The sequence below is a fragment of the Aeromonas sp. R6-1 genome (assembly GCF_040908165.1).
Lineage (GTDB): Bacteria > Pseudomonadota > Gammaproteobacteria > Enterobacterales > Aeromonadaceae > Aeromonas > Aeromonas caviae.
On record NZ_JBFODF010000046.1, the window covers coordinates 12,549 to 37,668 of the forward strand.

At 64.3% G+C, this 25,120-nt stretch carries 18 protein-coding genes and 3 tRNA genes; 14 read left to right on the forward strand and 7 right to left on the reverse strand.

All coding sequences use genetic code 11. The features are described from left to right. The first annotated feature begins 23 nt into the window (after positions 1 to 23). The 3 genes from AB5Y68_RS15065 (at position 24) to AB5Y68_RS15075 (ending at position 3,091) form a co-directional block, all read left to right on the forward strand. Positions 24 to 164: a DUF2256 domain-containing protein gene (locus AB5Y68_RS15065; RefSeq protein WP_080944260.1), complete on the forward strand. Its 141-nt coding sequence runs from the start codon at positions 24 to 26 to the stop codon at positions 162 to 164. Further along, complete coding sequence (locus AB5Y68_RS15070; RefSeq protein WP_368207311.1) at positions 164 to 1,684, forward strand: cryptochrome/photolyase family protein; 1,521 nt, start codon at positions 164 to 166, stop codon at positions 1,682 to 1,684. The genes AB5Y68_RS15065 and AB5Y68_RS15070 overlap by 1 nt, the downstream gene beginning before the upstream one ends. 153 nt (positions 1,685 to 1,837) lie before the next feature. Then, entirely contained in the window at positions 1,838 to 3,091 is a 1,254-nt protein-coding gene (locus tag AB5Y68_RS15075) for a D-amino acid dehydrogenase (protein ID WP_039041277.1), read from the forward strand. A gap of 79 nt (positions 3,092 to 3,170) precedes the next feature. Here AB5Y68_RS15075 and AB5Y68_RS15080 read toward each other — a convergent pair whose 3' ends face one another. Next, positions 3,171 to 4,295: an HPP family protein gene (locus AB5Y68_RS15080; protein ID WP_039041276.1), complete on the reverse strand. Its 1,125-nt coding sequence runs from the start codon at positions 4,293 to 4,295 to the stop codon at positions 3,171 to 3,173. A 177-nt stretch (positions 4,296 to 4,472) separates the two neighbouring features. Between AB5Y68_RS15080 and AB5Y68_RS15085 the strand changes: the two genes are divergently transcribed. Continuing rightward, a complete protein-coding gene (locus tag AB5Y68_RS15085) occupies positions 4,473 to 5,585 on the forward strand; it encodes a glycosyltransferase family 9 protein (protein WP_039041275.1) in 1,113 nt (370 codons plus the stop codon). A gap of 93 nt (positions 5,586 to 5,678) precedes the next feature. Here the strand turns inward: AB5Y68_RS15085 and metE are convergent, their stop codons facing one another. Continuing rightward, positions 5,679 to 7,943: a 5-methyltetrahydropteroyltriglutamate--homocysteine S-methyltransferase gene (gene metE / locus AB5Y68_RS15090; protein ID WP_039041274.1), complete on the reverse strand. Its 2,265-nt coding sequence runs from the start codon at positions 7,941 to 7,943 to the stop codon at positions 5,679 to 5,681. 161 nt (positions 7,944 to 8,104) lie between these two features. Here metE and AB5Y68_RS15095 point away from each other — a divergent pair, with 161 nt between their 5' ends. After that, positions 8,105 to 9,040: a LysR substrate-binding domain-containing protein gene (locus AB5Y68_RS15095; RefSeq protein WP_039041273.1), complete on the forward strand. Its 936-nt coding sequence runs from the start codon at positions 8,105 to 8,107 to the stop codon at positions 9,038 to 9,040. Positions 9,041 to 9,113: 73 nt separating this feature from the next. On the opposite strand, the gene AB5Y68_RS15100 is transcribed toward AB5Y68_RS15095, so the two are convergent. After that, a complete protein-coding gene (locus AB5Y68_RS15100) occupies positions 9,114 to 9,926 on the reverse strand; it encodes a siderophore ferric iron reductase (protein WP_052258937.1) in 813 nt (270 codons plus the stop codon). 38 nt (positions 9,927 to 9,964) lie between these two features. Beyond that, positions 9,965 to 12,109 (reverse strand): TonB-dependent siderophore receptor, encoded by a 2,145-nt coding sequence (locus AB5Y68_RS15105; protein ID WP_039041271.1) that lies wholly within the window; start codon positions 12,107 to 12,109, stop codon positions 9,965 to 9,967. A gap of 426 nt (positions 12,110 to 12,535) precedes the next feature. On the opposite strand from AB5Y68_RS15105, the gene AB5Y68_RS15110 reads away from it, so the two are divergent. Together AB5Y68_RS15110 and AB5Y68_RS15115 are read left to right on the forward strand one after the other, a co-directional pair. After that, a complete protein-coding gene (locus tag AB5Y68_RS15110; protein WP_039041270.1) occupies positions 12,536 to 14,059 on the forward strand; it encodes a sensor domain-containing diguanylate cyclase in 1,524 nt (507 codons plus the stop codon). Next, positions 14,049 to 15,617, forward strand: coding sequence for an EAL domain-containing protein (locus AB5Y68_RS15115; RefSeq protein WP_052258935.1), 1,569 nt, complete (start codon positions 14,049 to 14,051; stop codon positions 15,615 to 15,617). The genes AB5Y68_RS15110 and AB5Y68_RS15115 overlap by 11 nt, the downstream gene beginning before the upstream one ends. Here the strand turns inward: AB5Y68_RS15115 and AB5Y68_RS15120 are convergent. Both AB5Y68_RS15120 and AB5Y68_RS15125 read right to left on the reverse strand, forming a co-directional pair. Continuing rightward, complete coding sequence (locus AB5Y68_RS15120; RefSeq protein WP_039041286.1) at positions 15,614 to 16,513, reverse strand: AraC family transcriptional regulator; 900 nt, start codon at positions 16,511 to 16,513, stop codon at positions 15,614 to 15,616. The genes AB5Y68_RS15115 and AB5Y68_RS15120 overlap by 4 nt on opposite strands. Positions 16,514 to 16,629: 116 nt before the next feature. Beyond that, positions 16,630 to 17,529, reverse strand: coding sequence for a LysR family transcriptional regulator (locus AB5Y68_RS15125; RefSeq protein WP_039041269.1), 900 nt, complete (start codon positions 17,527 to 17,529; stop codon positions 16,630 to 16,632). 100 nt (positions 17,530 to 17,629) lie between these two features. On the opposite strand from AB5Y68_RS15125, the gene AB5Y68_RS15130 reads away from it, so the two are divergent. The 3 genes from AB5Y68_RS15130 to AB5Y68_RS15140 all read left to right on the forward strand — a co-directional run bounded on the left by AB5Y68_RS15130 (position 17,630) and on the right by AB5Y68_RS15140 (position 20,878). Beyond that, on the forward strand, positions 17,630 to 18,268 hold the full coding sequence (locus AB5Y68_RS15130) for an NAD(P)-dependent oxidoreductase (RefSeq protein WP_039041268.1): 639 nt from the start codon (positions 17,630 to 17,632) through the stop codon (positions 18,266 to 18,268). Positions 18,269 to 18,599: 331 nt separating this feature from the next. Next, positions 18,600 to 19,622 carry an isopenicillin N synthase family oxygenase gene (locus tag AB5Y68_RS15135; protein ID WP_052258933.1) on the forward strand — a complete coding sequence of 341 codons (1,023 nt, stop codon included), beginning with the start codon at positions 18,600 to 18,602 and terminating at the stop codon, positions 19,620 to 19,622. 92 nt (positions 19,623 to 19,714) lie between these two features. Next, positions 19,715 to 20,878, forward strand: coding sequence for a PLP-dependent aspartate aminotransferase family protein (locus AB5Y68_RS15140; RefSeq protein ID WP_039041267.1), 1,164 nt, complete (start codon positions 19,715 to 19,717; stop codon positions 20,876 to 20,878). Between the two features lie 83 nt (positions 20,879 to 20,961). On the opposite strand, the gene folD is transcribed toward AB5Y68_RS15140, so the two are convergent. Continuing rightward, positions 20,962 to 21,819 carry a bifunctional methylenetetrahydrofolate dehydrogenase/methenyltetrahydrofolate cyclohydrolase FolD gene (gene folD, locus AB5Y68_RS15145; RefSeq protein ID WP_010674955.1) on the reverse strand — a complete coding sequence of 286 codons (858 nt, stop codon included), beginning with the start codon at positions 21,817 to 21,819 and terminating at the stop codon, positions 20,962 to 20,964. A 203-nt stretch (positions 21,820 to 22,022) separates the two neighbouring features. On the opposite strand from folD, the gene AB5Y68_RS15150 reads away from it, so the two are divergent. The 4 genes from AB5Y68_RS15150 (at position 22,023) to katG (ending at position 25,027) form a co-directional block, all read left to right on the forward strand. Further along, positions 22,023 to 22,099: transfer RNA gene (locus tag AB5Y68_RS15150), tRNA-Pro, on the forward strand. A 36-nt stretch (positions 22,100 to 22,135) separates the two neighbouring features. After that, positions 22,136 to 22,212, forward strand: a tRNA-Arg gene (locus tag AB5Y68_RS15155). 46 nt (positions 22,213 to 22,258) lie between these two features. Next, positions 22,259 to 22,334: transfer RNA gene (locus tag AB5Y68_RS15160), tRNA-His, on the forward strand. A gap of 518 nt (positions 22,335 to 22,852) precedes the next feature. Next, entirely contained in the window at positions 22,853 to 25,027 is a 2,175-nt protein-coding gene (gene katG / locus AB5Y68_RS15165; protein ID WP_039041266.1) for a catalase/peroxidase HPI, read from the forward strand. Positions 25,028 to 25,120 lie beyond the last annotated feature (93 nt).

The following is a 25,120-nucleotide window of genomic DNA, read 5'->3' on the forward strand; positions in this document are numbered from 1 at the left end:
AAGGGCATCAACAGGGCCGCCACATGCACCTCAAACCCCATCTTCCCGAGAAGATCTGTCCCGTCTGCCAACGTCCTTTTGCCTGGCGGCGCAAGTGGGCCCGCTGCTGGCAGGAAGTGCGTTATTGCAGCGAACGCTGCCGTCGTCGGAAGGAGCACCCCTGATGGAGCTGCGCCTCATTCTCGGGGATCAACTGAACGCAGGTCACAGCTGGTTTCGCACGCAGGATCCCGCTGTCTGCTACCTGATGGCGGAGCTGCGCCAGGAGACGGACTACTGCCGCCACCATCGCCAGAAGGTGCTCGCCTTCTTTGCCGCCATGCGCGCCTTCGCCGCCGCCCTCACCCAGGCGGGCCACCGGGTCTGCTACCTGACTCTCGATGAGAGCGCCACCTGGCCCGATTTGCCGAGCTTGCTGGCGGCCCAGCTCGAAGCGCATCAGGCCGAGCGCTTCGCCTGGCAGAGCCCGGACGAGTGGCGCCTTGCAAGCCAGCTGACCCAGTGGGCCTCAGGCCTTGCCATCCCGACCGCTGAGGTGGACAGCGAACATTTTCTCACCCCCCGCGATGGCTGGCGACGCTACCCCCACAGCCGGATGGAGTTCTTCTACCGCGCCCTGCGAAAGCAGTACCGGGTGTTGCTCGATGAGCGCGGCCAACCCCTTGGGGGGCGCTGGAACTTCGATACCGAGAATCGCGCCAAATTGCCGGCGACCCGACCCATCCCGGCGCCCCTCACCTTTGCCAACGAGGTGAGCGACATCGATGCCATGCTGACCCGCCACGGCGTCGCCACCATTGGCAGTGCCGATGCCGACGCCCTGCCCTGGCCCGTCACCCGGCGCCAGGGCCGCGCACTGCTTGAACACTTCCTTGCACACTGTCTGCCCCACTTCGGTCGCTATCAGGACGCCCTGAGCGAGCGGGGCTGGAGCCTGTTCCACAGCCGCTTGTCGTTTTCCATGAACAGCAAGATGCTCCATCCCCTCGAGGTGATCCGCGCTGCGCAAGCTCACTGGCAGGCCAATCAGGCCACCATTTCCCTGGCGCAGGTGGAGGGGTTCATCCGCCAGATCCTCGGCTGGCGCGAGTTTGTCCGCGCCCTCTACTGGGAAAAGATGCCCGAGTATCGGCGCACCAACTTTCTCGGGGCCGAACGACCCCTGCCCGGTTTTTTCTGGAATGGAGAAACCAGCATGGCCTGCGTGCGTCACGCCATTCGACAATCTCTGGAGCACGCCTATGCCCACCATATCCAGCGGCTGATGGTGACCGGCAACTTCGCCTTGCTGGCGGGGCTCCACCCTGACGAGGTGGATGCCTGGTATCTGGGCATCTATGTGGACGCCATTGAGTGGGTGGAGCTGCCCAACACCCGCGGCATGAGCCAGTTTGCCGATGGCGGTCTGATGGGCAGCAAGCCCTACGCCAGCAGCGGCGCCTATCTCGAGCGGATGGGCCACTACTGCAAGGGGTGTCACTATCAGGTGAAGGCCCGCAGCGGGCCGGACAGCTGCCCCTTCAACAGCCTCTATTGGCACTTTCTCTGGCGCAACCGGGACAAACTTGGCAACAACCCTCGCCTCGCCCTGCCCTATGCCAACTGGGATGGCCAAACCACAGAACAGCAGCAAGCCATCCTGACAACGGCAGAGCATCATCTGCTCCATCTGGAGCGGCTCTGAATCGACCGGATTTCATGCCAGAAAGTGAGCAAATGACAACATTGAGAGCCAGTTAACAAAATGTGAATAGCGATAACCACCAATGACATCGACACCAGTTGAATATCCTGTGGCGGCTGATTAAGGTGGAGGCCCCAGTCAAGGAGAGACAAGATGGACATAGTGGTACTCGGTGGTGGCGTGGTCGGTGTGACCAGCGCCTGGTATCTGGCCAAGGCCGGTCACAAAGTGACCCTGCTGGAGCGGCGTGACGGGGTGGCCCTTGAAACCAGCCATGCCAACGCGGGTCAGATCTCCCCGGGTTATGCTTCCCCCTGGGCTGCCCCCGGCATTCCCCTCAAGGCCGCCAAATGGCTGCTGCAAAAGCACGCCCCCTTCACGGTGCGACCCACCTCGGACCCCTTCCAGCTGCGCTGGATGCTGAAGATGTTCGCCAACTGCACGCCGGCGGCCTATGCGGTCAACAAGGGGCGCATGGTGCGGCTGGCCGAGTACAGCCGCGACTGCATGAAGCAGTTGCGGGGCGAGCTGGCGCTGGACTACGAAGGGCGCCAGCTCGGCACCCTGCAACTGTTTCGCAGTCAGGCCCAGCTCGATGCCAGCCAGCGCGACATCGCCGTGCTCGAGGAGTACGGCGTCCCCTACCAGTCCCTCGATGCCGACGGCTGCGAGGAGGTCGAGCCCGCCCTGGCAAGGGTGCGTGGCAAGGTGGTGGGGGGCCTGCGCCTGCCGGGGGACGAGACGGGGGATTGCTTCCGCTTCACCCAAGCCCTGGCTGACGAGGCCCGCAAGCTCGGGGTGAGCTTCGTCTTCAACTGCGCCATCGACGAGGTCGAGATCGCGAAGGGACGCGCCGTAGCGGTCCGTGCCGGCGAGCAGCGCTTCCAGGCCGACGCCATCGTCTGTGCCCTCGGCAGTTATGGCACCGGCTTCCTGCGCCCCCTCGGAATTGAGCTCCCCGTCTACCCGGTCAAGGGGTACTCCCTCACCCTGCCGATGACGGATGCCGAGGGTGCCCCGCGCAGCACCGTGCTGGACGAAACCTACAAGGTCGCCATCACCCGCTTCGACGAACGGATCCGGGTGGGCGGCATGGCCGAACTCTCGGGCTTCAACCTGGCGCTCAACCCCAGACGCCACGATACCCTGGCCATGGTGGTGAGGGATCTCTTCCCCCAGGGGGGAAATCTGGAGCAGGCCACCTTCTGGACCGGGCTGCGCCCCATGACGCCGGACGGCACGCCCCTGGTGGGCCCAAGTCCCATTCCCGGGCTCTGGCTCAATACCGGCCACGGCACCCTGGGCTGGACCATGGCGGCAGGATCGGGCCAGTTGCTCAGCGATCTCATCTCGGGCAATCCCCCGGATATCAGCGACGAGGGGCTCACCCTGGCCCGCTACGGCTAGGCATTGGCCACCCGTCTGTGCAAGTCTGCGAAAGAAAGAGGGCGTGCCTGGCACGCCCTCTTTTTTCTTGCCCCCCTGGCTACGACGACACCGGGGTCGCCTCCTCGCTCGTCAGTCCGGGTTTCAGGGCCAGGGTGAAGAGCGCCGCCACCATGTCGGACTGGGTGATGATGCCCACCAGCTGCTCCCCCTCCACCACCGGCATGTGGTGCAGCCCCCCGTCGGAGAAGGCCTCCACCAGGTCGTAGAGAGGCTGGTAGCGCCGCGCCGTCTGTACCTCCCGGGTCATCAGATCCGCCACCTGCTGCTGCTCAAGGGTCTCCTTCGCCCTCGGCTGGCGACCCGCCCGGTCGATCATCAGGTCGTGCAGGGTGATGATGCCGACCAGCCTCTCCCCCTCATCCACCACCGGCAGCGCCTTGATCTGGTGGTGGGAGAGCAGATGCCACGCCTCCATGGCGAGCGCCTGTGGCGTCGTCACGACGAGATCCCGCGACATCACATCCTGGCACCGTACCGTCCCCACTCGCCCCCGCAGGGCGTGAAGCTGGGCCTCCTGCAGCAGCTCCTGCAGATCCTGGCGGCTGATGTCCAGCAGCTCCCCGTGTTTTTCCAGGGCAAAGTCGATGTCCTGGGTGGCGAGCCGGGCGCTCGGCTGGGGATCCGCCGTCTGGTGGCGATTGGGCGCCGCCTTGCCGCCATGGGGATAACGACGCCCCAGGGCGCGGTTGTAGAGCAAGCCCAGACTCAGCAGCAACAGGGAGTTGAGCAGCACCGGCAGCAGCACGTAGCCGACCCCGAGCGCCCGGATCCCCTCGCCGCCGATGACGGCGGTCAGGGCCACGGCGCCGCCGGGCGGGTGCAGGCTGCGGGTGAGGAACATGGCGGCGATGGCCAGCATCACCGCCAGGGCCGAGGCGATCGCCATGTCCGGCACCAGGCTCGCACTCAATACCCCCATCAGGGCCGACACCCCGTTGCCCACAAGGATGGACCAGGGCTGGGCCAGGGGGCTGGCCGGGGCGGCAAACAGCAGCACGGCGGAGGCCCCCATGGGGGCGATGAGCCAGTGCACCTCGAGCCCCAGCCCCCAGCGGCACAGCAAGGCGGTGCCGAGCAAGCCGACGAAGGCGCCAAGGGCGCCGTAACAACTCTCTTTGACGCTGGTATTGGTCGATACCGGCAAAAAATCCCTGAACTGCATGGTGCTCCCGCGGACGATAACATTTATTTCAAATGCGCAATTCTAGCCACTTTCCCCCGTCCCGCACCAGCACCCCGCTCCGCCATGGCCATCATCCGCACGCTTTTTCCCTTCTTAACATTGTCTTAAGAGTCCGCTGGCACCCTCTATGCCATCCCAACACTGGAGCCCAACGGTATGACTCACCTCAACGATGCCCTGCGCCGCTTCGACGGCCAACGCCGGGTCTGGACGGCGGGCCTGGAGCGAACCCTGCTCGGCTGGCTTGCCAGTCGCAGCGCATTGCCGCCCTCTTCGCAGGCACCCCGCCGGATCCTGGTCATTCGCAGCACCAGCCGCATCGGCAACAACCTCTTCCTGCTGCCCTTCCTGCACCAGCTTCATCGCGCCCATCCCCATGCCGAGCTGGAGCTGGTGTGCAGCCCCACCGCCCTGCTCCCCTTCCTGGCCGATCTGCCCCTGCGGCACATTCATCAGATCCGGTTGCAGGGCAGACACCTGCTGGGCGCCCTCTCGGCACTCTCGCGTCTGCGCCGCCAGCACTACGACAGGGTCTACGTCCCCTTCGCCTCCAGTACGGATCACTTCATCGCCGCCTGGGTACAGGCCCGTGAGAAATGCGGCTTCGACGATGGCCACGGGGATCTCATCTTCCCGCGTCCGCAGACTCCGGACAGTGAGTGCCACTACGCCCACCAGCCCCTGCAACTGCTCGGCATACCGGGCAATCCGGTCGACCCCATCCCCCTTGGCAGCCTGTTGCAGGGGCCAAGCCCGGCCTTGAGTGCGCTGCGACGAGCCCATCCTGGCCGTCCCCTGATCGGCTTTTTCACCGGCGCCCGCAAGGGCAAGGGGCTCTCCCAGCCCCAGTGGCAGCGGTTGCTTGGGGATCTGCGCCGTCACAGCCCGGATGCCCTGCTGATCCAGCTCGCGGATCCCGCCGCCCCCCAACACCTGCTCGGGGACGTGCACGTTTCCCTTGGCAACATGGGGGAGCTGGCCCGCTTCACGGGCGGCCTCTCCCTCTTCGTCAGCGCCGACACCGGTCCCCTGCACCTGGCTGCCGCCAGCGGTGTGCCCTGTCTTGGCCTCTTTACCCAGACCGACCCCGCCCGCTACGGGTGCCTGGGCGCCCAACACCTCAATCTGGTGATCGAGGATCGCAATGCCATCCCCCTCGACCGCCAGTGGCTGACCAAGGCGCTCGCAAGCGCCCCTCACCCGGTGACGATGTCGGTTTCCCCCACCCGCTACCTGCCCGCACCCCGGCCCGCCCTGATCCCCCTCTAGGGGGCGGCCATGCAAAAAAGAGGGAAGGCTGTCGCCTTCCCTCTCTCGTCTTGGTGACACTCACCGGGCGCTCGTCCGGGTGAATGGAAGCCCTCAGGCCAGCTCGGCGCGCAGCGCCCGGGTGGCATCGACCATCACCTTCAGGGCAGCGGTGGTCTCTTCCCAGCCGCGGGTTTTGAGGCCGCAGTCCGGGTTCACCCAGAGCCGGTCTGCCGGGATTTGTTGCGCAGCCTTGCGGATGAGGTCTTCAATCCAGCCCTGGCTCGGTACGTTCGGCGAGTGGATGTCGTAGACGCCCGGGCCGATCTCGTTGGGGTAGTTGAAGCGCTCGAACGCTTCGAGCAACTGCATCTGGCTGCGGCTCGTCTCGATGGTGATCACATCCGCGTCCAGCGCCGCCACCGCCTCGATGATGAGGTTGAAGTCGCTGTAACACATGTGGGTGTGGATCTGGGTGCTGTCCACCACCGGGCTTGCGCTCAGGCGGAAGGCGCGCACCGCCCAGTCCAGGTAAGCCTGGTGATCCTGCTTGCGCAGGGGCAGCCCTTCGCGGATCGCCGGCTCGTCGATCTGGATGATCTTGATGCCGGCGGCTTCCAAGTCAGCCACCTCGTCGCGAATGGCCAGGCCAATCTGCAGGGCGGACTGCTCGCGGCTCACGTCTTCCCGCGGGAAGGACCAGCAGAGAATGGTCACGGGGCCGGTCAGCATGCCCTTCACCGGCTTGTCGGTCAGGCTCTGGGCAAACTTCGTCCACTCAAGGGTCATGGGGGTCGGACGGTCGATGTCACGGGTGATCACCGGCGGCTTCACGCAGCGGGAGCCATAGCTCTGTACCCAGCCAAAGCGGGTGATGGCAAAGCCGTCCAGCAGCTCCCCGAAATACTCCACCATGTCGTTGCGCTCGGCCTCGCCGTGCACCAGCACGTCGAGCCCGATGGCCTCCTGGCGCTCAATCGCATCCTTGATCTGGGCCTGGATGCCCGCCTCGTAGGCCTGGTCATCGATGCGCCCGGCACGCCAATCTTGGCGCAGCACCCGGATTTCAGAGGTCTGCGGGAAGGAGCCGATGGTGGTGGTGGGCAGGAGCGGCAGTTTCAGATCCGAGCGCTGCGCGTCGGCACGCACCGGGTAGGCGCTCTGGCGATCGAAGTCACTGTTGGTCAGGCTGGCGAGTCGTGACTGCACCGCCTTCTTGTGAACCCGGCTGTCGGACTCCCGATCCACGATGGGCTGGCTGTAAGCCTCGATTTTGTCCAGGGCGCCACCGTCCAGGTAGTCGGACAGCAGCCCCAGCTCATAGCACTTTTGCAGGGCGAAGGCGAACCAGCTGCGAGTCTGGGGATCCAGCTCGTGCTCCAGGGTCAAATCCACCGGGCTGTGCAGCAAGGAGCAGGAGGAGGCCACCCAGAGGCGCTCGCCAAGCTTTTCTTTCAAAGCCTTGAGGGTCGGCGCCAGCTTGGCCAGGTTGGCACGCCAGACGTTGCGGCCGTTGATGACACCCGCCGAGAGTACCCACTGGGCCGGCAGGTGCGGGACCAGGGTCTCGAGCTGCTCGGGGGCCGCCACCAGATCCAGGTGCAGGCCGTCCACTTTCAGACTGGTGATGATGTCCCGCTGATGGGCCACGGACCCGAAGTAGGTGGTGAGCAGCAGCTTGCAGGGGCCGCTCAGGCGCTCATATGCCTTGAGGTAGGCCAGGCGCCACTCGTCCGGCAGGTCCAGCGCCAGGGCCGGTTCGTCGATTTGCACCCACTCCACCCCCTGGGCCGCCAGTTTGGCCAGGATCTCCTGGTAGACGATCAGCAGGCGATCCAGCAGTTCGAGACGGGAGAAGCCGCTCTCTTTCTCCTTGCCAAGCCAGAGGTAGGAGACGGGGCCCAGCAACACCGCCTTGACCGGCAGCCCCAGGGCCTTCGCCTCTTCCACCTCGTCAAAGAGCTGGCTCCAGCCCAGCTTGAAGCGCTGGTCACGGTAAAATTCCGGCACCAGGTAGTGGTAGTTGGTGTTGAACCACTTGGTCATCTCGGCAGCGGCCGCCGCCGGGCCGGTCGGCGCACGGCCACGGGCCACCCGGAACAGGGTGTCGAGGTCGGTGTCGCCGTGGCGGTGACGGGCAGGCACGGCGTCTACCAGCAGGCTAGTACCCAGCACCTGATCGTACCAGGCAAAATCCCCCACCGGCAGCAGGTTGACCCCGGCGGTACGCTGGGCCTGCCAGTGGCGCTCACGCAGGCTCTTGCCCACGGCGACCAGCTCGGCCTGGGTGGTTTCGCCACGCCAGTAGGATTCGAGGGCAAATTTCAGTTCGCGCTTGGCGCCGATACGGGGAAAGCCCAGGGTGTGTGCGAAGGTCATAGGTTCCATTCCTTATGCTCGTTTATCTGATGAGGATCTGGATTGTTTGGCCATCCAGATGTTTACACATCCAAAATGACAAGATAAGGTGACCTTGGCTATTGAATCCTCTTCAACTGGCTCTCAAGAATTTCTCAACTGACGCACAAAGGAGCAGTGCCATGGTCGCGCCCACCCCATCCAGCCCCCCTCAGAGCAGCAATCTGGGCATCGATCTCAAACACCTGAAGACCATCAGCGCCCTGGCCGAGCAAGGGTCCCTGGCCGGGGCCGCGCTCACCCTCAACCTCACCCAGTCCGCCCTCTCCCACCAGCTCAAGGAGCTGGAGACCCGCCTCAATCTGGAGCTGTTTCTTCGAAAAAGCCGCCCTCTGGTGCTGACGGCGGCAGGCCAGCATCTGCTGGCCCTGGCCCGTCAGGTGCTGCCCGCCCTGGCCCAGACCGAGCGCCAGCTGGTCGCCCTGCACAGCGGCGAGGCGGGCAGGCTGCATCTGGCCCTCGATTGCCACAGCTGCATCCAGTGGCTGCTCCCGCTGTTGCCGGACTTTCGCCGCCAGTGGCCCGGCGTGGATCTGGAGGTGGAGTCGGTGCCGGGTTTCGATGCCATCAGTGCCCTGCTTGGCGGCCAGCTCGACCTGCTGCTCACCTCGGATGTGCAGGCCCGCGGGGATCTTCACTTCGAGCCGCTGTTCGCCTTCGATCTCACCCTGGTGATGGCGCCGGATCACCCCCTCTGCCAGCAGCGGCGCATCGCACCGGACGATCTGCGGCCGGAGGTGCTGCTGGTCTACCCGGTGGAGCGGGCGCGCATGGACGTGTTCAGCCGTTTCCTGCAACCGGCCGGGGTGGAGCCCGCCCGCTGCAAGCCGGTGGACAACACCTCTGTCATGCTGCAGATGGCCGCCGCCGGGCTCGGACTCGCCGCCCTGCCCCGCTGGGCCAGCGAGGAGTTCGTGCGCCAGGGCCTGCTTGAGGCGCGCCCTCTCGGGGAGGGCATTCGCCGCCATATGTATGGCGCCGTGCGCGCCGCCGACAAAGATCAGGCCTGCCTGCAGAGCCTGTTCGAGCGCATTCGCACCCGGATGGCGGCCCAGTAAGCCGGACACAAAAAAGCCGCCAGGATCAGGCGGCTTTCATCACGGGTTGCCCGCGCCGACGAAGAGTCGGGTATCAGCACTCATCACCCCTCGCCCCACCCAGCCTTCGCGGGCAGTTGCCACACAGTTCCCCATCCCGGCGCTTGTAGTGCAGGCAGCAGCGCTGGCGCACATAGCCCGGGAAGGCTTCGTCCCGGGGCAGGCCCGCCTCGCGCCAGCCCGTCAGATGTGCCGACGGCAGGCCACAGGATTCAAGCCAGAGGGGGGCATGGGCCCTCACCTCCTCCCGACTCACCTCCCCGAAGAAATCGGGCACCCGCACCAGGGCCGCCAGCAGATCGTCCGCCAGGAGCGGGCGCACGAAACCGGGGCGCAGCCGCTGCGCCGTCCCAAGGAGGGTGAACAGCCCCTGCCAGTGCGCCTGGAGTCGCTCCCCGGCCGCCTTGATCAACACGCCGGCCTCCCCTCTGATCATGGGCTCGGCCGGCAGGGTAAAGCCCGACACCACGCCGGCCTCATGCCCCTGTCCCAGCCTGTCGAGGGCAGGCACGGCCTGATGGCGATAGACGGCCACCATGGCGAGATAGATGGATTGCCAGCAGAGCATGCCCCAGCTGCGGGTGAGCCAGTAGGCGGGCCCCGCCTCCGGGTGTGCCTGCTGCCAGTGAGCATGGAGGGCTGCGGCCACCTCGGCCGACGCCGCCCCGGTGACATCCGTCAGTGGCGGGCGCACGTCACCGATCGCCACCAGGTTCCCCTTGAGGGACGGGATCAGGCTGGCCGCCGCCGCGAACAGGGCCTGGTGATCCGAGACGAGGGCGCGTTCCGCGTCCGCTTTCTCCCGGCCAAGGCCGCGCGGCACACCGCGCCCCCTCTCCTCGCCCATTCGTTGAAAGGGCCCCGGGCGCGTGCCAGGGCGCAAGGTCAGAATGCGTATTTGAGTCGCGCCTCCACGCTTCGTTCGGCCCCGAACCAGCAGTTGTTCTGGTCGTAGCAGGAGTAGTAGGTCTTGTTGAACAGGTTGCTGGCGCCAAGCGATACACCTACCCCCTTCAGGCTTGCGCTGAGGGCGGCGAGATCGTAGGAGGCGGACATGTCCATCAGGAGGTAGTCCGGTACCTTGTCGGTGTTGGCGGCATCCATCTCGGCCTCCCCCACGTAGCGCAGGCCGGCGCCCACCCGCATCCCCTCGAGGTTGCCGCCGGGGTAGTAGTTGCTCCACAGCGACGCCATCTGTCTGGGGACCCAGACCGGCGTCTTGCCCTGCAGCGTGGTGGTGTCACGCGTGATCTCCATGTCCATCAGGGTGTAGTTGAGGGCCAGATCCAGCTGGCTGGTGAGATCGGCTCTCCCCTCAAGCTCGATGCCCCTGGAGACCGTCTCCCCGGTCTGCAGCTTGGGCCCGTAGACATTGTCCGGATCCGTCACCAGGGCGTTCTTCTTGGTGATGTGGAACGCCGACAGGGTCGCCGTCTTGCTCATGTCGTCGGAGAGGAACTTGACGCCCCCTTCCCACTGATGACCGGTCGCCGGTTTGAACGCCTGACCCTGCTTGTCCGCCCCCGGCACCGGCTCGAAACTCTCGGCATAGCTCGCATAGGGGGAGAAGCCGCCATCCAGCTCATAGAGGGCGCCGACGCGGAAGGAGAGGTTGTCCTGATCGATGCGGGCCAGGGACTGGCTGTCCGCCCCCTGATAGAGGGTCCGGCTGTCGGTGTCCATCCGGTAGCGGTCGTAGCGGGCGCCGCCGATGGCCACCAGCCGATCGAGGCGCACCTGATCCTGCAGATAGACGCCGGTCTGGGACTGACGGATCACCTTTTTATCCTGGTAGTTGAAAGTGAGTGCCTCTGGGACTATCTGGCTATGGTTCGGGTTGAAAATGTCGATGCTGGGCGCCGAGTAGTCGAGGGTATCCCGGTAGAGGACATGGGCATCCAGGTACTGGTAGTCGACCCCGAGCAGCAGGTTGTGCTGGGCAGAGCCCGTCTGTACCTTGCCCGCCAGCTGGTTGTCGATGACAACGCCCCGGGACTCTTCATCGGTGAGATAGGCGTTGCGGGCCAGGGTGCGGTTGTCCGCCGCCAGGGCCGCGTTGTAGGTGTTGCGCTGATAGGCAGACGCATCCATGTAGCGGGCATTTTGCAGCACCTGCCAGCGCTCGTTGAAGTCGTGGCTCAGCTTGTAGCCCAGCAGGGTCACATCCCGGTTGTACTCGTTCCAGTTCTCGTCGCCAAGGAAGGTGTCGCTGCCAAGCTGCCCCAGGGGGTTGGACTTGGCCGAGCCGCTGGCGGGCACAGTGGTGTAGATGCCAGCCTCGGGATCCTTCTGGTAGTAAAGGTTGAGGTTCAGCAGGGTGCGCTCGCCGAGCTGCCAGTCCAGGGACGGCGCAAAGACGTAGCGCTCCTCCTTCGAGGTCACCGCCTGGCCATCCTTCTCCCGGGCCAGTCCCACCAGCCGATAGGCGAGCTGCTCGTTGATGGCACCGGTGCTGTCGAGGGTCATCTCCTTGAGGGTGCCCGTGCCGGTCGCCACGCTCACGTTGTGCTTGCTCTCCCGCTGGGGGCGCTTGGCGATGAGGTTGACCATGCCGCCGGGGGGCATGCTGCCATAGAGCACCGATGTCGGCCCCTTGAACACCTCCAGCTGCTCGATGGCCACCGGATCTATCTGGGGTTGCAGGTTCCAGTCGTTGTACTGAAGCAGCAGGCCGTCATAGAAGTTCTGGTAGTTGTCAAAGCCACGGATGTTGAACAGATCCAGCCGGTTGACCGCCCCGCCCCGCAGCTCGGTGTTGACGCCGGGCACGTAGCGCAGCGCCTCGCTCACCGAGCTGACACCGCGCAGCGACAGGGTCTCCCCATCCACCACCGAGATGGCCTGGGGCGTCTCGATGGGGTCGAGCCGGGTCTTGGTCGCGGTGTTGCGATAGGTCTGGCCGAGCACGGTCAGGGTCTCGTCGGCGGTGGCCGTATCCTGGCTGTCGGACGCGGCGGCCTGTACAGAGCCTGCAAGCAGGGTGGAGATGGTCACGGCGACCAGGGTCAAAGGGGGGTGAACAAGCTGCATCTGATCCTCGATTACTTACTGCATGTGAATAGTAACAAATATCATTTGCATTTTATTGTTCTATTTTGCCCCGATATTAACAATTTGGGGCATGTTGGCGGGGAAGCGGGAAAAGCGAGGGTGGCAGGCACGCCATCTCCTATCAGAAGCAACATGGCAACGCCGTCGAAGCTCTCAGGGAGGGCTCATCATGGCCGCCTGATGAAGGTCACCGCCTTCACTTTCACAGCCAACTAGCAAGTAACCATCACATATTCAGAACATGGCGGCATTTTAACCCCCATATTCACACTCATCAGACAAGTATGGTCGCGTTCTCCCTCCCCTTGTTGATCCTGGTCAATCGCTATTGATAAAGGAGGCGATAGTATGCCCACCCTTTTATCAGCCCTGATTGAGACAATACCAAGCCATCAGCACACGCCTATGAATGAGACCGCCCACCAAAATCTGCACTGCGATACCCAGCTCAACTTCACCTTCGGAGTCATCATCCTGACCCTGCTTATCGCCCTGATGGCCGTCAGTGTCAGCATCCGGACCTCTGCCGAGCGCAAGTACCACAAGGTGGCGGCCATGTTCGTGCACAACATGGCGACCCAGTCCATCGAGCCACAGTTCAAGTCACTGGAGCATGTCCTCAACGAAACGGGCAGTGTCATCGATGAATCAGGCCTGGATGCCTTCCTCAATGAGGATCACACGCCCCTTGGCCTCTCCCTGATGCAAACGTTGGCGCTCACCCCCTATGTGAAGAGCATCCTGCTCGCCGATCCGCAGGGGCGGTTCAACTCAGTCCCTCATCTGCCGGTCGGGGAGCACTTTGATGCCAGGGAGCGCCCCTGGTTTCTCGCGGCCGCCGTACGAACCCTCTTCGTGCACTACACCGACCACTACACCAGCAAGTTCGATGACAAGAGCCGCAGCGTCTCCGTCTCCCGCCCCCTGCTCGACAGGGAGGGGTTCTTCCTCGGTACCCTGGCCATGAACGTGGATCTCGAGCAGATGAGCTATCCCCTGCGTCAGCTCATGAGCCCTCTCAAGGGGGAGTTCTACCTGGTCGATCGGGCGGGCGACATCCTGCTGCACTCGGATGTGGGGAACCTGTTTCGCCATCGCATGGACCGCCGTCTCATCGAGCAGATGACCAACGGCGCCGACCACCTCTTCGATGCAAAGCGCCAGACCCACCTCTACTACCACTCCTTCTCCAACCCGGACTGGTTCGTCATCTATGCCGTCAGCGATGCCAGGTTCAAGGAGGTAAGCAGCAGCGAGTCCCACCAGCTCCAGATCACCCTGGTGGGCTGCATGCTGATCTGCCTGCTCTGCTGGTGGTCCTTGCGTCATGTGCTCAGCAAGATGATTTTCGAGATCATCGCCCTGATGCGCACCGGACGCATCCACGCGGGCAAACCAGGGGATCAGTTGCACCAGGAGATCCAGAACAGCCATCGCCAGATGCTGGAAGCCGTGGAGGCGTCCAACACGGATGCCCTGACGGGTCTGTTCAATCGCCGCTGCTTTGACAAGGCACTCGACGACCAGCTGATCGCCGGCCGCCCTTTCTGCCTGGGGTTGATCGATCTGGACAACTTCAAATCCATCAATGACACCCACGGCCACCCGGTCGGTGACGACGTCCTGCGGGCGGTTGCCCGGGAAGGGCGGCAGATTGCAGGCCAGGAGGCCACCCTCTACCGCTACGGCGGCGAGGAGCTGGCCATCATCATTCCCGGGGATGACAGCACCAGAGCACTGACGATGCTCGAGCAGTGGCGCACCCAGGTGGCACAGCGACCATGGCGCGAACCGGACCTGGTGGTGACCTTCTCTGCCGGGCTGGGACTGTGGCGACAGGAGTCCGCCGAGCAACTGCTGGCGCGGGTCGATCAGGCGCTCTATCAGGCCAAGGATGCCGGCAAGAATCGGGTGCACCATGCCGACTGATCCCCTGGCACAGCGTCTGCGTCTGGCCATCGTGCTCGGGCTCCTCTTGCTGGTCGGCCTCACCGCCCTCAACCTCCTGCAGGCGGCCAGCGGCCTTCGCAAGGACAACGCGCGCAGCCTGAACCATGCCAGGGCCATGATAGAGAGTGCCATCAACGACAGTCAGTCCCTGGTCAAGGCCGCCCACCCCCTCGCCATGGGCCGCTGCCAGGATGAGCAACTGGCCCTGCGCGACCTCATCACCGCCTCCCCCTATGCGCGGGCACTCTATGTGCTGGAGGGCCAGCAACTGCGCTGTACCACCCTGCACAGGCCCATCCTCACCCGGGATATTCCTCGCGGCCCGGCGGGCAACCAGACACTGATCCTCGCCAGACACAGCCCCATCACCGGGCAGACCGCCATCCTCTACCGTCAGCCATCCGGCGATCGCACCCTGCTGGTGGAGCTGGACGGCTTCCACATCTTCGGCGCCTTGCAGGCCGTGATGGGAGAGGACAACCTCTTCTTCCTCCTCGGGGACCAGGCCCTCGATGGCCACGGCAGGACCCTGCCCGCAGCCCGCCTGCTGGAAGGGGGACAACGTCTGCAACAGAGCGAGCCCACCGCTCATCCCTATCGCCTGGTGGCGCTCAACGGTTACAAGGAAGTGCTGGCGTTTGCCTGGGCGTACAACCAGGAGAACCTGCTTGCCGCCCCTGTGCTGGCGCTGTTGCTGGGGCTGCTCACCTTCTATCTGAGGGGGCGCAGCGGCTCCCCCCGCAGCGAGCTTGCCAGAGCCATGGCGGCCCGGGAGTTCATCCCCCATCTGCAACCCGTGATGGACAAACAGGGGCGCCTGCGCGGTTGTGAAGTGCTGATGCGCTGGCGTCATCCCACACAAGGGATGATTGCCCCCAACCACTTCATTCCCCTCGCGGAGGAGAGCGGCTACATAGTGCCGATGACCCGCCAGTTGATGGCCCAGACCCGGGATTATCTGGTCGGGGTGGCCAACAGGCTGCCCCCCGGCTTTCACGTCGCCGTCAATGTCTGCGCCCAGCACTTCAAAAACCGGGACATCGTCGCCGAGTGCCGCGACTTTCTTCGCGCCTTCCCGGGCCAGGATCTGCGCCTGGTGCTCGAGGTGACGGAGCGGGAGATGGTGGATGCGGACGAGCAGACCCGCGCCATCTTCGATGCCCTGGACGAGCTGGGCGTGCTCATCGCCATCGATGACTTTGGCACCGGCCACTCCAGCCTCTGCTATCTGCAGATGTTCCATGTGGACATCATCAAAATCGATCGCAGCTTTATCAAGGGAATGAAAGAGGAAGGCCCCTCCCGCCATATCGTCGAAAACATCCTGGATCTCGCCCATCGCATGGGGCTGGCTCTGGTCGCCGAGGGGGTGGAGACACAGGAGCAGGTCGAGATGGCACGCCACTATGGCATCGATTACCTGCAGGGCTTCTACTTCGCCAAGCCGCTGCCACCGGCCCAGTTCACTGATCTCCTGACCAGCGCCACACGCCCGGAGCCATCCCGGCGCCATGCCGGGATGAGCCTTCTTCCCTAACGGGGGGCGACGGGCAGCCAGTACTCCATGGTGGCGTCGGGCTGCTGGCCGTCAAAGCCGGGGGCATAGCGCTCCAGTTCGAAACCGTCCAGCCCCCGGTATGCCGATTCCGGCAGCCAGTGCAGGATGAACCAGTGCAGGCTCTCCCCCAGCTGGGCAATGGGTCCTTTGTGGGTGAGCACGGCATACTCCTGGGCCGGCACGTTGAGACTCGACAGGCCGGGGGGCGTAGGCGCCGTCGTGGCCACTCCGGCCCAGTAAGGCAGCCGCTCCCCTGCCCCCGACACATCCACCACCCCCAGCCATTCCCTCGACAAGTCCAGCGCCCCCGTCTCGCGCAGCGCTCGCCAGATGGCGGGCACCGTCTGCTGAAAATCCGGTGAGGCATCGAACAACCCCCGGATCGTGCCCCTGACCCCCTGCAAGGTGAACACCGGCAGGCTCTCTATGCGCACCTGCACCAGATTGGGAGAGGCAGAGCGGGGGACCGCCGCCCGCACCAGGGGCGTGCGCAGCCCCAGCCGCAGGCCCCGCTTGCGATACGCCAGCGGCGAGCAGCCAAATTGCTGCTTGAAGGCGCGGCTGAAACTCACTTCCGAGCCAAACCCGTGATCCAGCGCCACATCCAGCACCCGCAGCCGGGTGGAGAGCAGCGCCTCCGCCGCCATGCTCAGCTTCAGCTCGCGCACATAGTGAGCCACCGTCTGGCCCGTCTCATGCAGGAATACCCGTTGCAACTGCCAGCGGGACCAGCAGCTCTGCCGGGCCAGCGCCTCCAGGGAGAGCGGCTGATCCAGATTGGCATGGATGTAGTCGAGCACTCGCTCGATGCGGGTGAGGTGGGCGCGCGCCTCGGGCGCCGGCTCACGGGATGGGAGGGGAGAAGTCGGTGTCATGATGCGCTTGAGACCACGCCAGCAGAGGGCGCTCTGGCCCGGGAGGGCCACATTAAACAGGGGTGTCGCGCCGACCGCAAGGCCGGCGCACCGCCTGGCTATTCATCCCGCCTCGCTCAAGGTAGACGGCTCTGGCCATGCTCGGCAAAGTGGCTGCGAAGGGCGCTGATCACCCGCCGCACCTTCTCCGGGATCTCCCGCTGGGGGGTGATGGCATGGATCTCCATGGGAGGGGCCAAAAAGCCCGGCAGCAGCACGAGCAACCGACCGATGGCGAGATCTTCTTCTATTTCACCTTCCGGTTGCAGCGAAATCCCCTGCCCTGCCAGGGTAAACTGGCGCAGGGGCAAGACGTTGTTGCACAGCACCCTGGGCTTGGGCTTGATCTTGTGGGCCTCCCCCTTTTCGTCCAGCAGCAGTATCCCGCCCCCCAGCATGTCCGAGGCCAGCCAGTCGTGGGCCAGCAGATCCGCCGGGCTGCGCGGCGTGCCCTTGCGTGCCAGATAGGCGGGCGAGGCACACAGCAGCATCCGGGTCTGACCCAGCCTGCGCGCCACCAGGGTGGAATCTTCAAGCGTGCCGACCCGCAGCGCCACGTCGATGCGATCCTTGATGAGATCCCGCTTCTCGTCGTCGGCAATGATCTGGATGCCCAGGCCCGGGTGCGCCTGCAGCAGCGGCGAAAACGCCCGCGCCAGGGGCTGGCCGGCCATCCCCACCGGCGCGGTGATCCGCACTTCTCCGAGCAGGCTGTCGCGCACCTCCGAGAGGCGCAGCTCGGTGTCGTTCAGGGTCTGCTGCAACGACTGGCAGCCCTGCCACACCACCTCCCCCGCTTCGGTCAGGCTGAGGCGGCGGGTGGAGCGGTGCAGCAGGGGCAGGCCGAGCTGGCTCTCCAGTTGACTGATATGCTGGCTGACGGCGGACGGGGTCATGCCGAGGGCCTTGGCGGCACCGGTCATGCTGCCCGCCTCCACCACGGCCGCGAAGATGGCGTAGCGTCTGAGCTGATCCATTATGAAGCCCTGCTTACAAGTGAATGCAATTTTAAGTGGATTATTAAATCACACTCGGGGGCGTAGGATAGCCCCATTCCCACAGTGAAGGAGAATTCCCATGAAGATTGCCCTCATCGGTGCCAGCGGTTTTGTCGGTTCAGCCATCCTCCAGGAGGCCGTCAGCCGCGGTCATCAGGTCACCGCCATCGTGCGTGACGTGAGCAAGGTCGCCGCTCACCCGCAAGTCACCGCCGTGGCGGTGGACGCCCAGGACAGCCAGGCACTGGCCAAGGTGCTCAAGGGGCACGATCGGGTGATCAGTACCTACAACCCGGGCTGGAGTGCCCCGAACATCTACGATCAGTACCTCAAGGGGGCCAGCGCCATCGTGGCCGCCGCCAACGACGCCGGGAGCTGGCTGCTGGTGGTCGGCGGTGCCGGCAGTCTGGAAATCGCCCCGGGCGTGCAGTTGGTGGACACCCCGGAGTTCCCGGCAGAGTGGAAGCAAGGGGCCCTCGCGGCCCGGGACGGTCTCATCGCCCTTCGCCGGGAAACCACCCTCGACTGGCGTTTCGTCTCCCCGCCCGTGTTCCTCGAACCCGGCGAGAAGCGCGGCGGTTACCGCCTTGGCACGGATCAAGTGCTGTTCAGCGGCGAGCAGCCCGCCGGGATCACGGTCGGCGATCTGGCGGACGGGGTGCTGAACGAGGCGCAAGCACCGGCTCACCTGCGCCAGCGTTTCACCCTGGGTTATTGAGGAAAGGCGCGCCAGCAACCCTTCCCATGACAGTCACACGGAGGGAGGCGGATGCCTCCCTCCGTCTATCCCGTCACGCCAATGTCGCTCTCACCCGGTACGGCAGATCGCCGCCTGAGCCGCCCGTTGCTCGTTCCATTCGCTCAAGTCCGAATTCCATTTCGAATTTTGTATATAACTAAGAATATTTTGTTGCTTCCACCTTATAACCTCGAACAGTAGCATCACCCTCAACCCAAACGGCGCCACTCAAGAAGAGTGCGCCCCGGTTTCGCAACACCCCGCACGCCGGGGCACGCAGACCCCGTTCACGGAAAGTGAGGAGATGCCCATGACCACCCCATCATTGCCGATCATCGATCTCGCCGCCCTCAAGGGCACCCCGGCTGCACGCAGCCAGATGCTGACGCAGCTTGGCCAGGCCGCCCGCGAAGTGGGCTTTTTCTATCTGGTGGGCCATGATCTGAGCGAATCGGCGCGCCAGGAGACCCTGGCGCTCGCCGCCCGCTTCTTCGCCCTGCCACTTGAAGAAAAACTGGCGGTGCAGATGGTCCACTCCCCCCACTTTCGCGGTTACAACCAGGTGGGGGCAGAGCTCACCCGGGCACGGCCGGATCTGCGGGAGCAGTTCGATATCATGAACGAGGCCCAGGCCCTGCCTGTGGCGCACATTCGTGAACCCTGGCAGCGCCTCATCGGCCCCAATCAGTGGCCCGCCGCCCTGCCCGAGATGAAGACACGTCTGCTGGCATGGCAGGATCGACTGAGCGACATCACCCTCACCCTGCTGGACGCCTTCGCAGAGGTGCTGGGGCAGCCCGCCTGCGTATTTGACGAGAGCATTCGCGGTGCCCCCTACCAGCACATGAAGCTCATTCACTACCCCGGACAACCGGAAGGCAGCAGTGGTCAGGGGGTAGGTGCCCACAAGGATCCCGGCTACCTGACGCTGGTGATGCAGGACGATCATTCCGGGCTCGAAGTGGAGACGGCGGATGGCTGGATCCCCGCGCCCCCCCTGCCGGGCGCCCTGGTGGTCAACATCGGCGAGCTGCTGGAGCTCGCGTCCGACGGCTACCTCAAGGCCACCCTGCACCGGGTGCAGAGCCCCCCTCCCGGGGTATCGCGCCTCTCCTGCGCCTTCTTCATGGCGGCCAGGCTGGATGCGACTGTGCCACTGCTTAGCCTCTCCCCCGAGCTGGCGGCGCTGGCAGAAGGGCCCCAGAGCGATCCCGCCAACCCGCTCTTTTATCAGGTGGGGGAGAACGTGCTAAAGGGGAGGCTGCGCTCCCACCCGGATGTGGCGGCCCGCCACTATGCAGGCGAGCCGCAGCGCGAGCCAGCGCTAGTCTGACAACCCGCCAATCGACATTAAAAAAGGGGCGCGACGGCGCCCCGGATAACACAAGCAGTCGGGCAACGACCTGACAATGACGGAGTAAAAAAATGAAATTCAAGACCATGAGCGTGCACAGCGGCCAGCGGATCGATCCCCAGACCGGCGCCCTCACCACCCCGCTCTACCAGAGCAGCACCTTCAGCTACTTCAACGCCCAGGCGGGCAAGGAGCGCTTCGCAGGTCAAGCCCCCGGCTTCATCTACAGCCGCTTTGGCAACCCTACCACCGCCGAACTGGAGCAGAAGCTGGCAGCCCTCGAAGGTGCAGATGAGGCACTGGTGGTGGCCAGCGGCATGGCGGCGGTGAGTGCCATCATGTATGCCCTGGCAGACAGCGGTGATGAAGTGGCCTATATCGGCCCCCTCTACGGCGGCACCGATGCCTTCCTCAAGCAGACCTTCAGCCGCGCCGGCATCAAGATCACCGCCTACGAGAGCGATCAGGCGCTGCTGGCCAACATCCGCCCCGCCACCAAGGTGGTACTCTTTGAAACCCTGACCAATCCCACCCTCAAGGTGGTGGATCCGCGGGTGGTGGTGGAGGCGGCCCGCAAGGTGGGTGCCATCACGGTGTGTGACAACACCTTCCTCACCCCCTATCTGCTGCGCCCGCTCGAGCTTGGCATCGACATCGTCATGCACAGCGGCACCAAGTACCTGGGCGGTCACGGCGACATCATCGCCGGGGTGGTGGCGGGCTCTCACGCGCTGATGAAGTCGATTCGCACCGTGGCCCTCAAGCACATCGGCTCTCCCATCGGCCCCCAGGAGGCCTACCTGCTGCAACGGGGGGTCAAGACCCTTCCCCTGCGCATGGATGCCCACCTGCACAACGCCCAGAAGGTGGCCGAGTTCCTGGATGCCCACCCGGCGGTGAAGAAGGTGATCTACCCGGGCCTTGCCAGCCATCCGGGCCACGATGCCCTCGGCGCCTTCGCCAGCGGCTTTGGCGGCATGGTGAGCATCGAGCTGGAAGGCGGGTTTGAGCGCTGCGCCACCCTGCTCGACAACCTGCAACTCTTCGTGCAGGCGGTGAGCCTCGGCGATCTCGAGAGCCTGGCCTGCCATCCGGCCAGCACCACCCACGCCGCCATGGACGAGGCAAGCCGCCTCGCCGCCGGAGTCAATGACGATCTCATCCGCTTCAGCATCGGGGTGGAAGACGCCGACGACCTGATTGCCGATCTGGCCGCCGCCCTGGCCCTCCTCTGATATCCAGTAGCGATCCGGGCGAGTGACGCAATAAAAAAGGGAAGGCAATGCCTTCCCTTTCTCTTTTCTGCCCGGCGCCCTCATCAGGCGTCGTGGTAATCCTGGCAGGCGCTCAGGGTGTTCTCCATCAGGCTGGCGACCGTCATGGGGCCCACGCCACCCGGTACCGGCGTGATGAAGGCGGCGTGATTGCGCGCGGTCTCATACTCCACATCTCCCACCAGGGAGCCGTCCGCAAGGCGGTTGATGCCCACGTCGATCACCAGGGCACCGGGTTTGACCCACTCCCCCGGAATGAAGTTGGGCTTGCCCACCGCCACCACCAGCAAGTCGGCCCGACGCACCTGGGTCTCCAGATCCTGGGTGAAGCGGTGACAGGTGGTGGTGGTGCAACCGGCCAGCAGCAGCTCCAGCGTCATGGGGCGCCCCACGATGTTGGAAGCCCCGACCACCACCGCATGCAGACCATGGGTCTTGACGCCGGTGGTCTCGATCAGGGTCATGATCCCCTTGGGGGTGCAGGGTCGCAGCGCCGGGATGCGCTGGGCCAGACGACCCACGTTGTAGGGATGGAAGCCATCAACGTCCTTGTCGGGACGAATGCGCTCCAGCACCTGGGTGGTATCGCAGTGGGCCGGCAAGGGCAACTGCACCAGGATGCCGTCTACTTCCGGATCCTCGTTGAGCTGGTCGATCAGGGACAGCAGCTCCGCTTGTGTCGCCGTGGCGCTGAGGTCATAGGAGCGGGAGACAAATCCCACCTCTTCACAAGCGCGACGTTTGCTGCCCACATAGACTTGGGAGGCCGGATCCAGCCCCACCAGGATCACAGCCAGACCCGGTGCCCGTTTCCCCTGCGCCAACCGCTGTTGGACTTGCGCGGCGACCTGATTGCGAATCGTTTGCGCAACCTGTTTTCCATCAATGATTTTGGCAGACATCGTTCTTCACTCACCATGTGTTCAACTGCGGCGCATTGTCGCATTTTTTTGGCGCGGGTGTTAGCGGCTCTCGCAGGGAGGGCAATAAGTAGGCACTTGAATTTACTGGTGGAAAAAGTCGTTGACGCTGACTTTGGCGCTTGGGTATGATGCCCGCCCGTTGCCCAGTGGTGCCGCCGAAGGTATGCTGGATGGCGAATTTTCGGTGATTAGCGCAGCCCGGTAGCGCATCTGGTTTGGGACCAGAGGGTCAAAGGTTCGAATCCTTTATCACCGACCAGGTTCATCGGGAAATCCCCGGATTTCTTGATACAACGCGCCCTTAGCTCAGTCGGATAGAGCAACGGCCTTCTAAGCCGTGGGTCGCAGGTTCGAATCCTGCAGGGCGCGCCATCGATACACATGAGTTTGATTACTGTATCGAAGGCAGATTTCAGTGGTGGCTGTAGCTCAGTTGGTAGAGTCCCGGATTGTGATTCCGGTTGTCGTGGGTTCGAGCCCCATCAGCCACCCCATTATTCCCCTCCAGGCTGGGATCAGCCTGATGAGACAGCAGCACGCTGTCTGTTTGGACCGGCCACTGGCCGGTCTTTTTGTTTCTGCGCCGCCCGCTTTTTGGCGCAACACCCCCACCCCATCCTCTGGCGCCGTCGCCCTGCTCAGGATGCAATCCGGACCGCCGTCACAAAAATGGGGTTTTCTACCCCGCTCAAGACAAGCCCTCCCCATGCCATGACCCAGCGCAAGTCCAGGTCTGATCCTTCGTGTTATGGATAAAAAGATTGATAACACGGCTGCCAGGGCGCTCCTTCCTTCTCTTATCCCATGTCAGGAGAGCCAAATTCGATGGCACCGATTCATCTTTTCGTAATACGGTCATCCCATCCTTAATCAATTAGCTGAAATATAAGGAGTTATTGATAACCCCCCGATGCCGGTCCAAGGCCCAACCTGTCACATGCCCCGCCGGTTGCAGGAAAAGTTCCCATACTGAGTTGTCTGCATTGCACATGACTGCCAAGGAGAGACAGAGATGAGTGAAGAAAGCAAATGCCCCTTCAACCACACCGCCGGCGTCGGCAGAACCAATCGAGATTGGTGGCCGAACCAGTTGCGGCTGGATCTGCTGCATCAGCATTCCCCCGGCGCCGATCCCATGGACAAGGACTTTGACTACGCCAAGGCCTTCGCCAGCCTGGATTACAAGGCACTCAAGAAAGATCTGGTCAAGCTGATGACGGATTCCCAGGAGTGGTGGCCGGCGGACTTCGGTCACTACGGCCCCCAGTTCATCCGCATGACCTGGCATGCTGCGGGTACCTATCGCACCACCGACGGTCGCGGTGGCGGCGGCCGTGGCCAACAGCGCTTCGCCCCCCTCAACAGCTGGCCTGACAACGTCAACATCGACAAGTCCCGTCGCCTGCTCTGGCCCATCAAGCAGAAATACGGCAACAAGATCTCCTGGGCCGATCTGCTGATCCTCGCCGGCAACGTCGCCCTGGAGACCATGGGTTTTCGCACCTTCGGCTTTGGCGGTGGGCGGCCCGACGTGTGGGAGCCGGATCAGGACGTCAACTGGGGGGATGAAATTGCCTGGCTCGGGGTCGATCCCGATCGGGTCAAGGGCGATCGCGAGCTTACGGCCCCCTTCGGTGCCACCCACATGGGCCTCATCTACGTCAACCCGGAAGGGCCCAACGCCAGCGGTGACTACATGGAGGCTGCCAAGGACATCCGTTCCACCTTCGGTCGCATGGCCATGAACGATGAAGAGACGGTCGCCCTTATCGCGGGCGGCCACACCTTCGGCAAGGCCCACGGCGCCGCGCCCGAATCCCACAAGGGGCCTGAGCCGGAAGCCGCGCCTCTGGAGGCCCAGGGCCTCGGCTGGATGAGCGACTACGGCAGCGGCCATGGCAAGGACACCGTCTCGAGCGGGCTCGAAGTGACCTGGACCAAGACACCGGCCCTGTGGAGCAACAACTTCTTTGAAAATCTGTTCAACTACGAGTGGGAGCTGACCAAGTCGCCTGCCGGCGCCAAGCAGTGGGTGGCCAAGGATGCACCGGAGATCATTCCCGATGCGCACATCCCGGGCAAGTTCCACAAGCCGACCATGCTCACTACCGACCTGACCCTGCGCTTTGACCCCGAGTTTGGCAAGATCTCCCGCCACTTCTACGAGGATCCGCAGGCCTTCGCCGATGCCTTCGCCCGCGCCTGGTTCAAGCTGACCCACCGTGACATGGGCCCCATCGCCCGCTACCTGGGGCCGGAGGTACCCAAAGAGGAGCTGATCTGGCAAGACCCCATCCCCGCCGTCAATCATCCCCTGATCGATGACAAGGACGTGGCCCTGCTCAAGGAGAAGATCCTGGCAGCCTCCCTGTCCGTGGCCGAGCTGGTGTCGACCGCCTGGGCCTCAGCGTCCACCTTCCGTGGCTCTGACAAACGCGGTGGCGCCAACGGTGCCCGCATCCGGCTCGCCCCGCAAAAGGATTGGGCCGTGAACCAGCCTGCCCAGCTTGCGAAAGTGCTTCAGGCCCTCGACGGGATACAGCAGACCTTCAACGCTTCCGCCACCGGCGGCAAGAAGATATCCCTGGCCGATCTCATCGTCCTAGCGGGCGGCGTGGGGGTCGAGCAGGCCGCGAAGAGAGCCGGTGTCGCCGTGACCGTGCCCTTCACTCCGGGCCGGATGGATGCCTCCCAGGCGCAGACGGACGTCGACTCCTTTGCCGTGCTCGAGCCCCTCGCAGACGGGTTCCGCAACTACGCGGGCGAGTGCGCGGGCTTCGCGGAGACCATGCTGATCGACAAGGCGCAGCTACTCACCCTGAGTGCCCCCGAGATGACGGTACTGGTGGGCGGCATGCGGGTGCTCGGCACCAACGCGGGCAACTGCCACGGGGTCTTTACCGCCACCCCGGGCACCCTCTCCAACGACTTCTTCGTCAACCTGCTCGACATGGGCACGGAGTGGAAGCCGGCGGCGGTCAGCCCGGGAGTCTATGAAGGCCGTGATCGCCAGAGCGGCAAGGTGAAGTGGACCGGAACCCGGGTCGATCTGGTGTTCGGTTCCAACTCCCAGCTTCGCGCCCTGGCAGAGGTCTACGCCAGTGCGGATGCCAAGGAGAAGTTCGTGAAGGACTTTGTGGCGGCCTGGACCAAGGTGATGAACCTGGATCGCTTCGACCTCGCCTGAGGACGCTGGCAGGCGCCCCGTTCCCAACGCCCCGGGAACGGGGCGTTTTTTATGGGCTGCTTCCAGCCCCCGGCCTCCCCCCGCTCTTCTCGC

Bases quoted from the DNA above. Each gene is read 5' to 3' on its own strand.
- AB5Y68_RS15135 (WP_052258933.1), top strand. From the start codon at position 18,600: ATGACCACCCCATCATTGCCGATCATCGATCTCGCCGCCCTCAAGGGC.
- AB5Y68_RS15140 (WP_039041267.1), top strand. From the start codon at position 19,715: ATGAAATTCAAGACCATGAGCGTGCACAGCGGCCAGCGGATCGATCCC.
- AB5Y68_RS15125 (WP_039041269.1), bottom strand. From the start codon at position 17,529: ATGGATCAGCTCAGACGCTACGCCATCTTCGCGGCCGTGGTGGAGGCG.
- AB5Y68_RS15110 (WP_039041270.1), top strand. From the start codon at position 12,536: ATGAATGAGACCGCCCACCAAAATCTGCACTGCGATACCCAGCTCAAC.
- AB5Y68_RS15105 (WP_039041271.1), bottom strand. From the start codon at position 12,109: ATGCAGCTTGTTCACCCCCCTTTGACCCTGGTCGCCGTGACCATCTCC.
- AB5Y68_RS15100 (WP_052258937.1), bottom strand. From the start codon at position 9,926: ATGGGCGAGGAGAGGGGGCGCGGTGTGCCGCGCGGCCTTGGCCGGGAG.
- AB5Y68_RS15115 (WP_052258935.1), top strand. From the start codon at position 14,049: ATGCCGACTGATCCCCTGGCACAGCGTCTGCGTCTGGCCATCGTGCTC.
- AB5Y68_RS15070 (WP_368207311.1), top strand. From the start codon at position 164: ATGGAGCTGCGCCTCATTCTCGGGGATCAACTGAACGCAGGTCACAGC.
- AB5Y68_RS15095 (WP_039041273.1), top strand. From the start codon at position 8,105: ATGGTCGCGCCCACCCCATCCAGCCCCCCTCAGAGCAGCAATCTGGGC.
- AB5Y68_RS15075 (WP_039041277.1), top strand. From the start codon at position 1,838: ATGGACATAGTGGTACTCGGTGGTGGCGTGGTCGGTGTGACCAGCGCC.
- katG (WP_039041266.1), top strand. From the start codon at position 22,853: ATGAGTGAAGAAAGCAAATGCCCCTTCAACCACACCGCCGGCGTCGGC.
- AB5Y68_RS15085 (WP_039041275.1), top strand. From the start codon at position 4,473: ATGACTCACCTCAACGATGCCCTGCGCCGCTTCGACGGCCAACGCCGG.
- AB5Y68_RS15130 (WP_039041268.1), top strand. From the start codon at position 17,630: ATGAAGATTGCCCTCATCGGTGCCAGCGGTTTTGTCGGTTCAGCCATC.
- AB5Y68_RS15065 (WP_080944260.1), top strand. From the start codon at position 24: ATGCACCTCAAACCCCATCTTCCCGAGAAGATCTGTCCCGTCTGCCAA.
- AB5Y68_RS15080 (WP_039041276.1), bottom strand. From the start codon at position 4,295: ATGCAGTTCAGGGATTTTTTGCCGGTATCGACCAATACCAGCGTCAAA.
- AB5Y68_RS15120 (WP_039041286.1), bottom strand. From the start codon at position 16,513: ATGACACCGACTTCTCCCCTCCCATCCCGTGAGCCGGCGCCCGAGGCG.
- metE (WP_039041274.1), bottom strand. From the start codon at position 7,943: ATGACCTTCGCACACACCCTGGGCTTTCCCCGTATCGGCGCCAAGCGC.
- folD (WP_010674955.1), bottom strand. From the start codon at position 21,819: ATGTCTGCCAAAATCATTGATGGAAAACAGGTTGCGCAAACGATTCGC.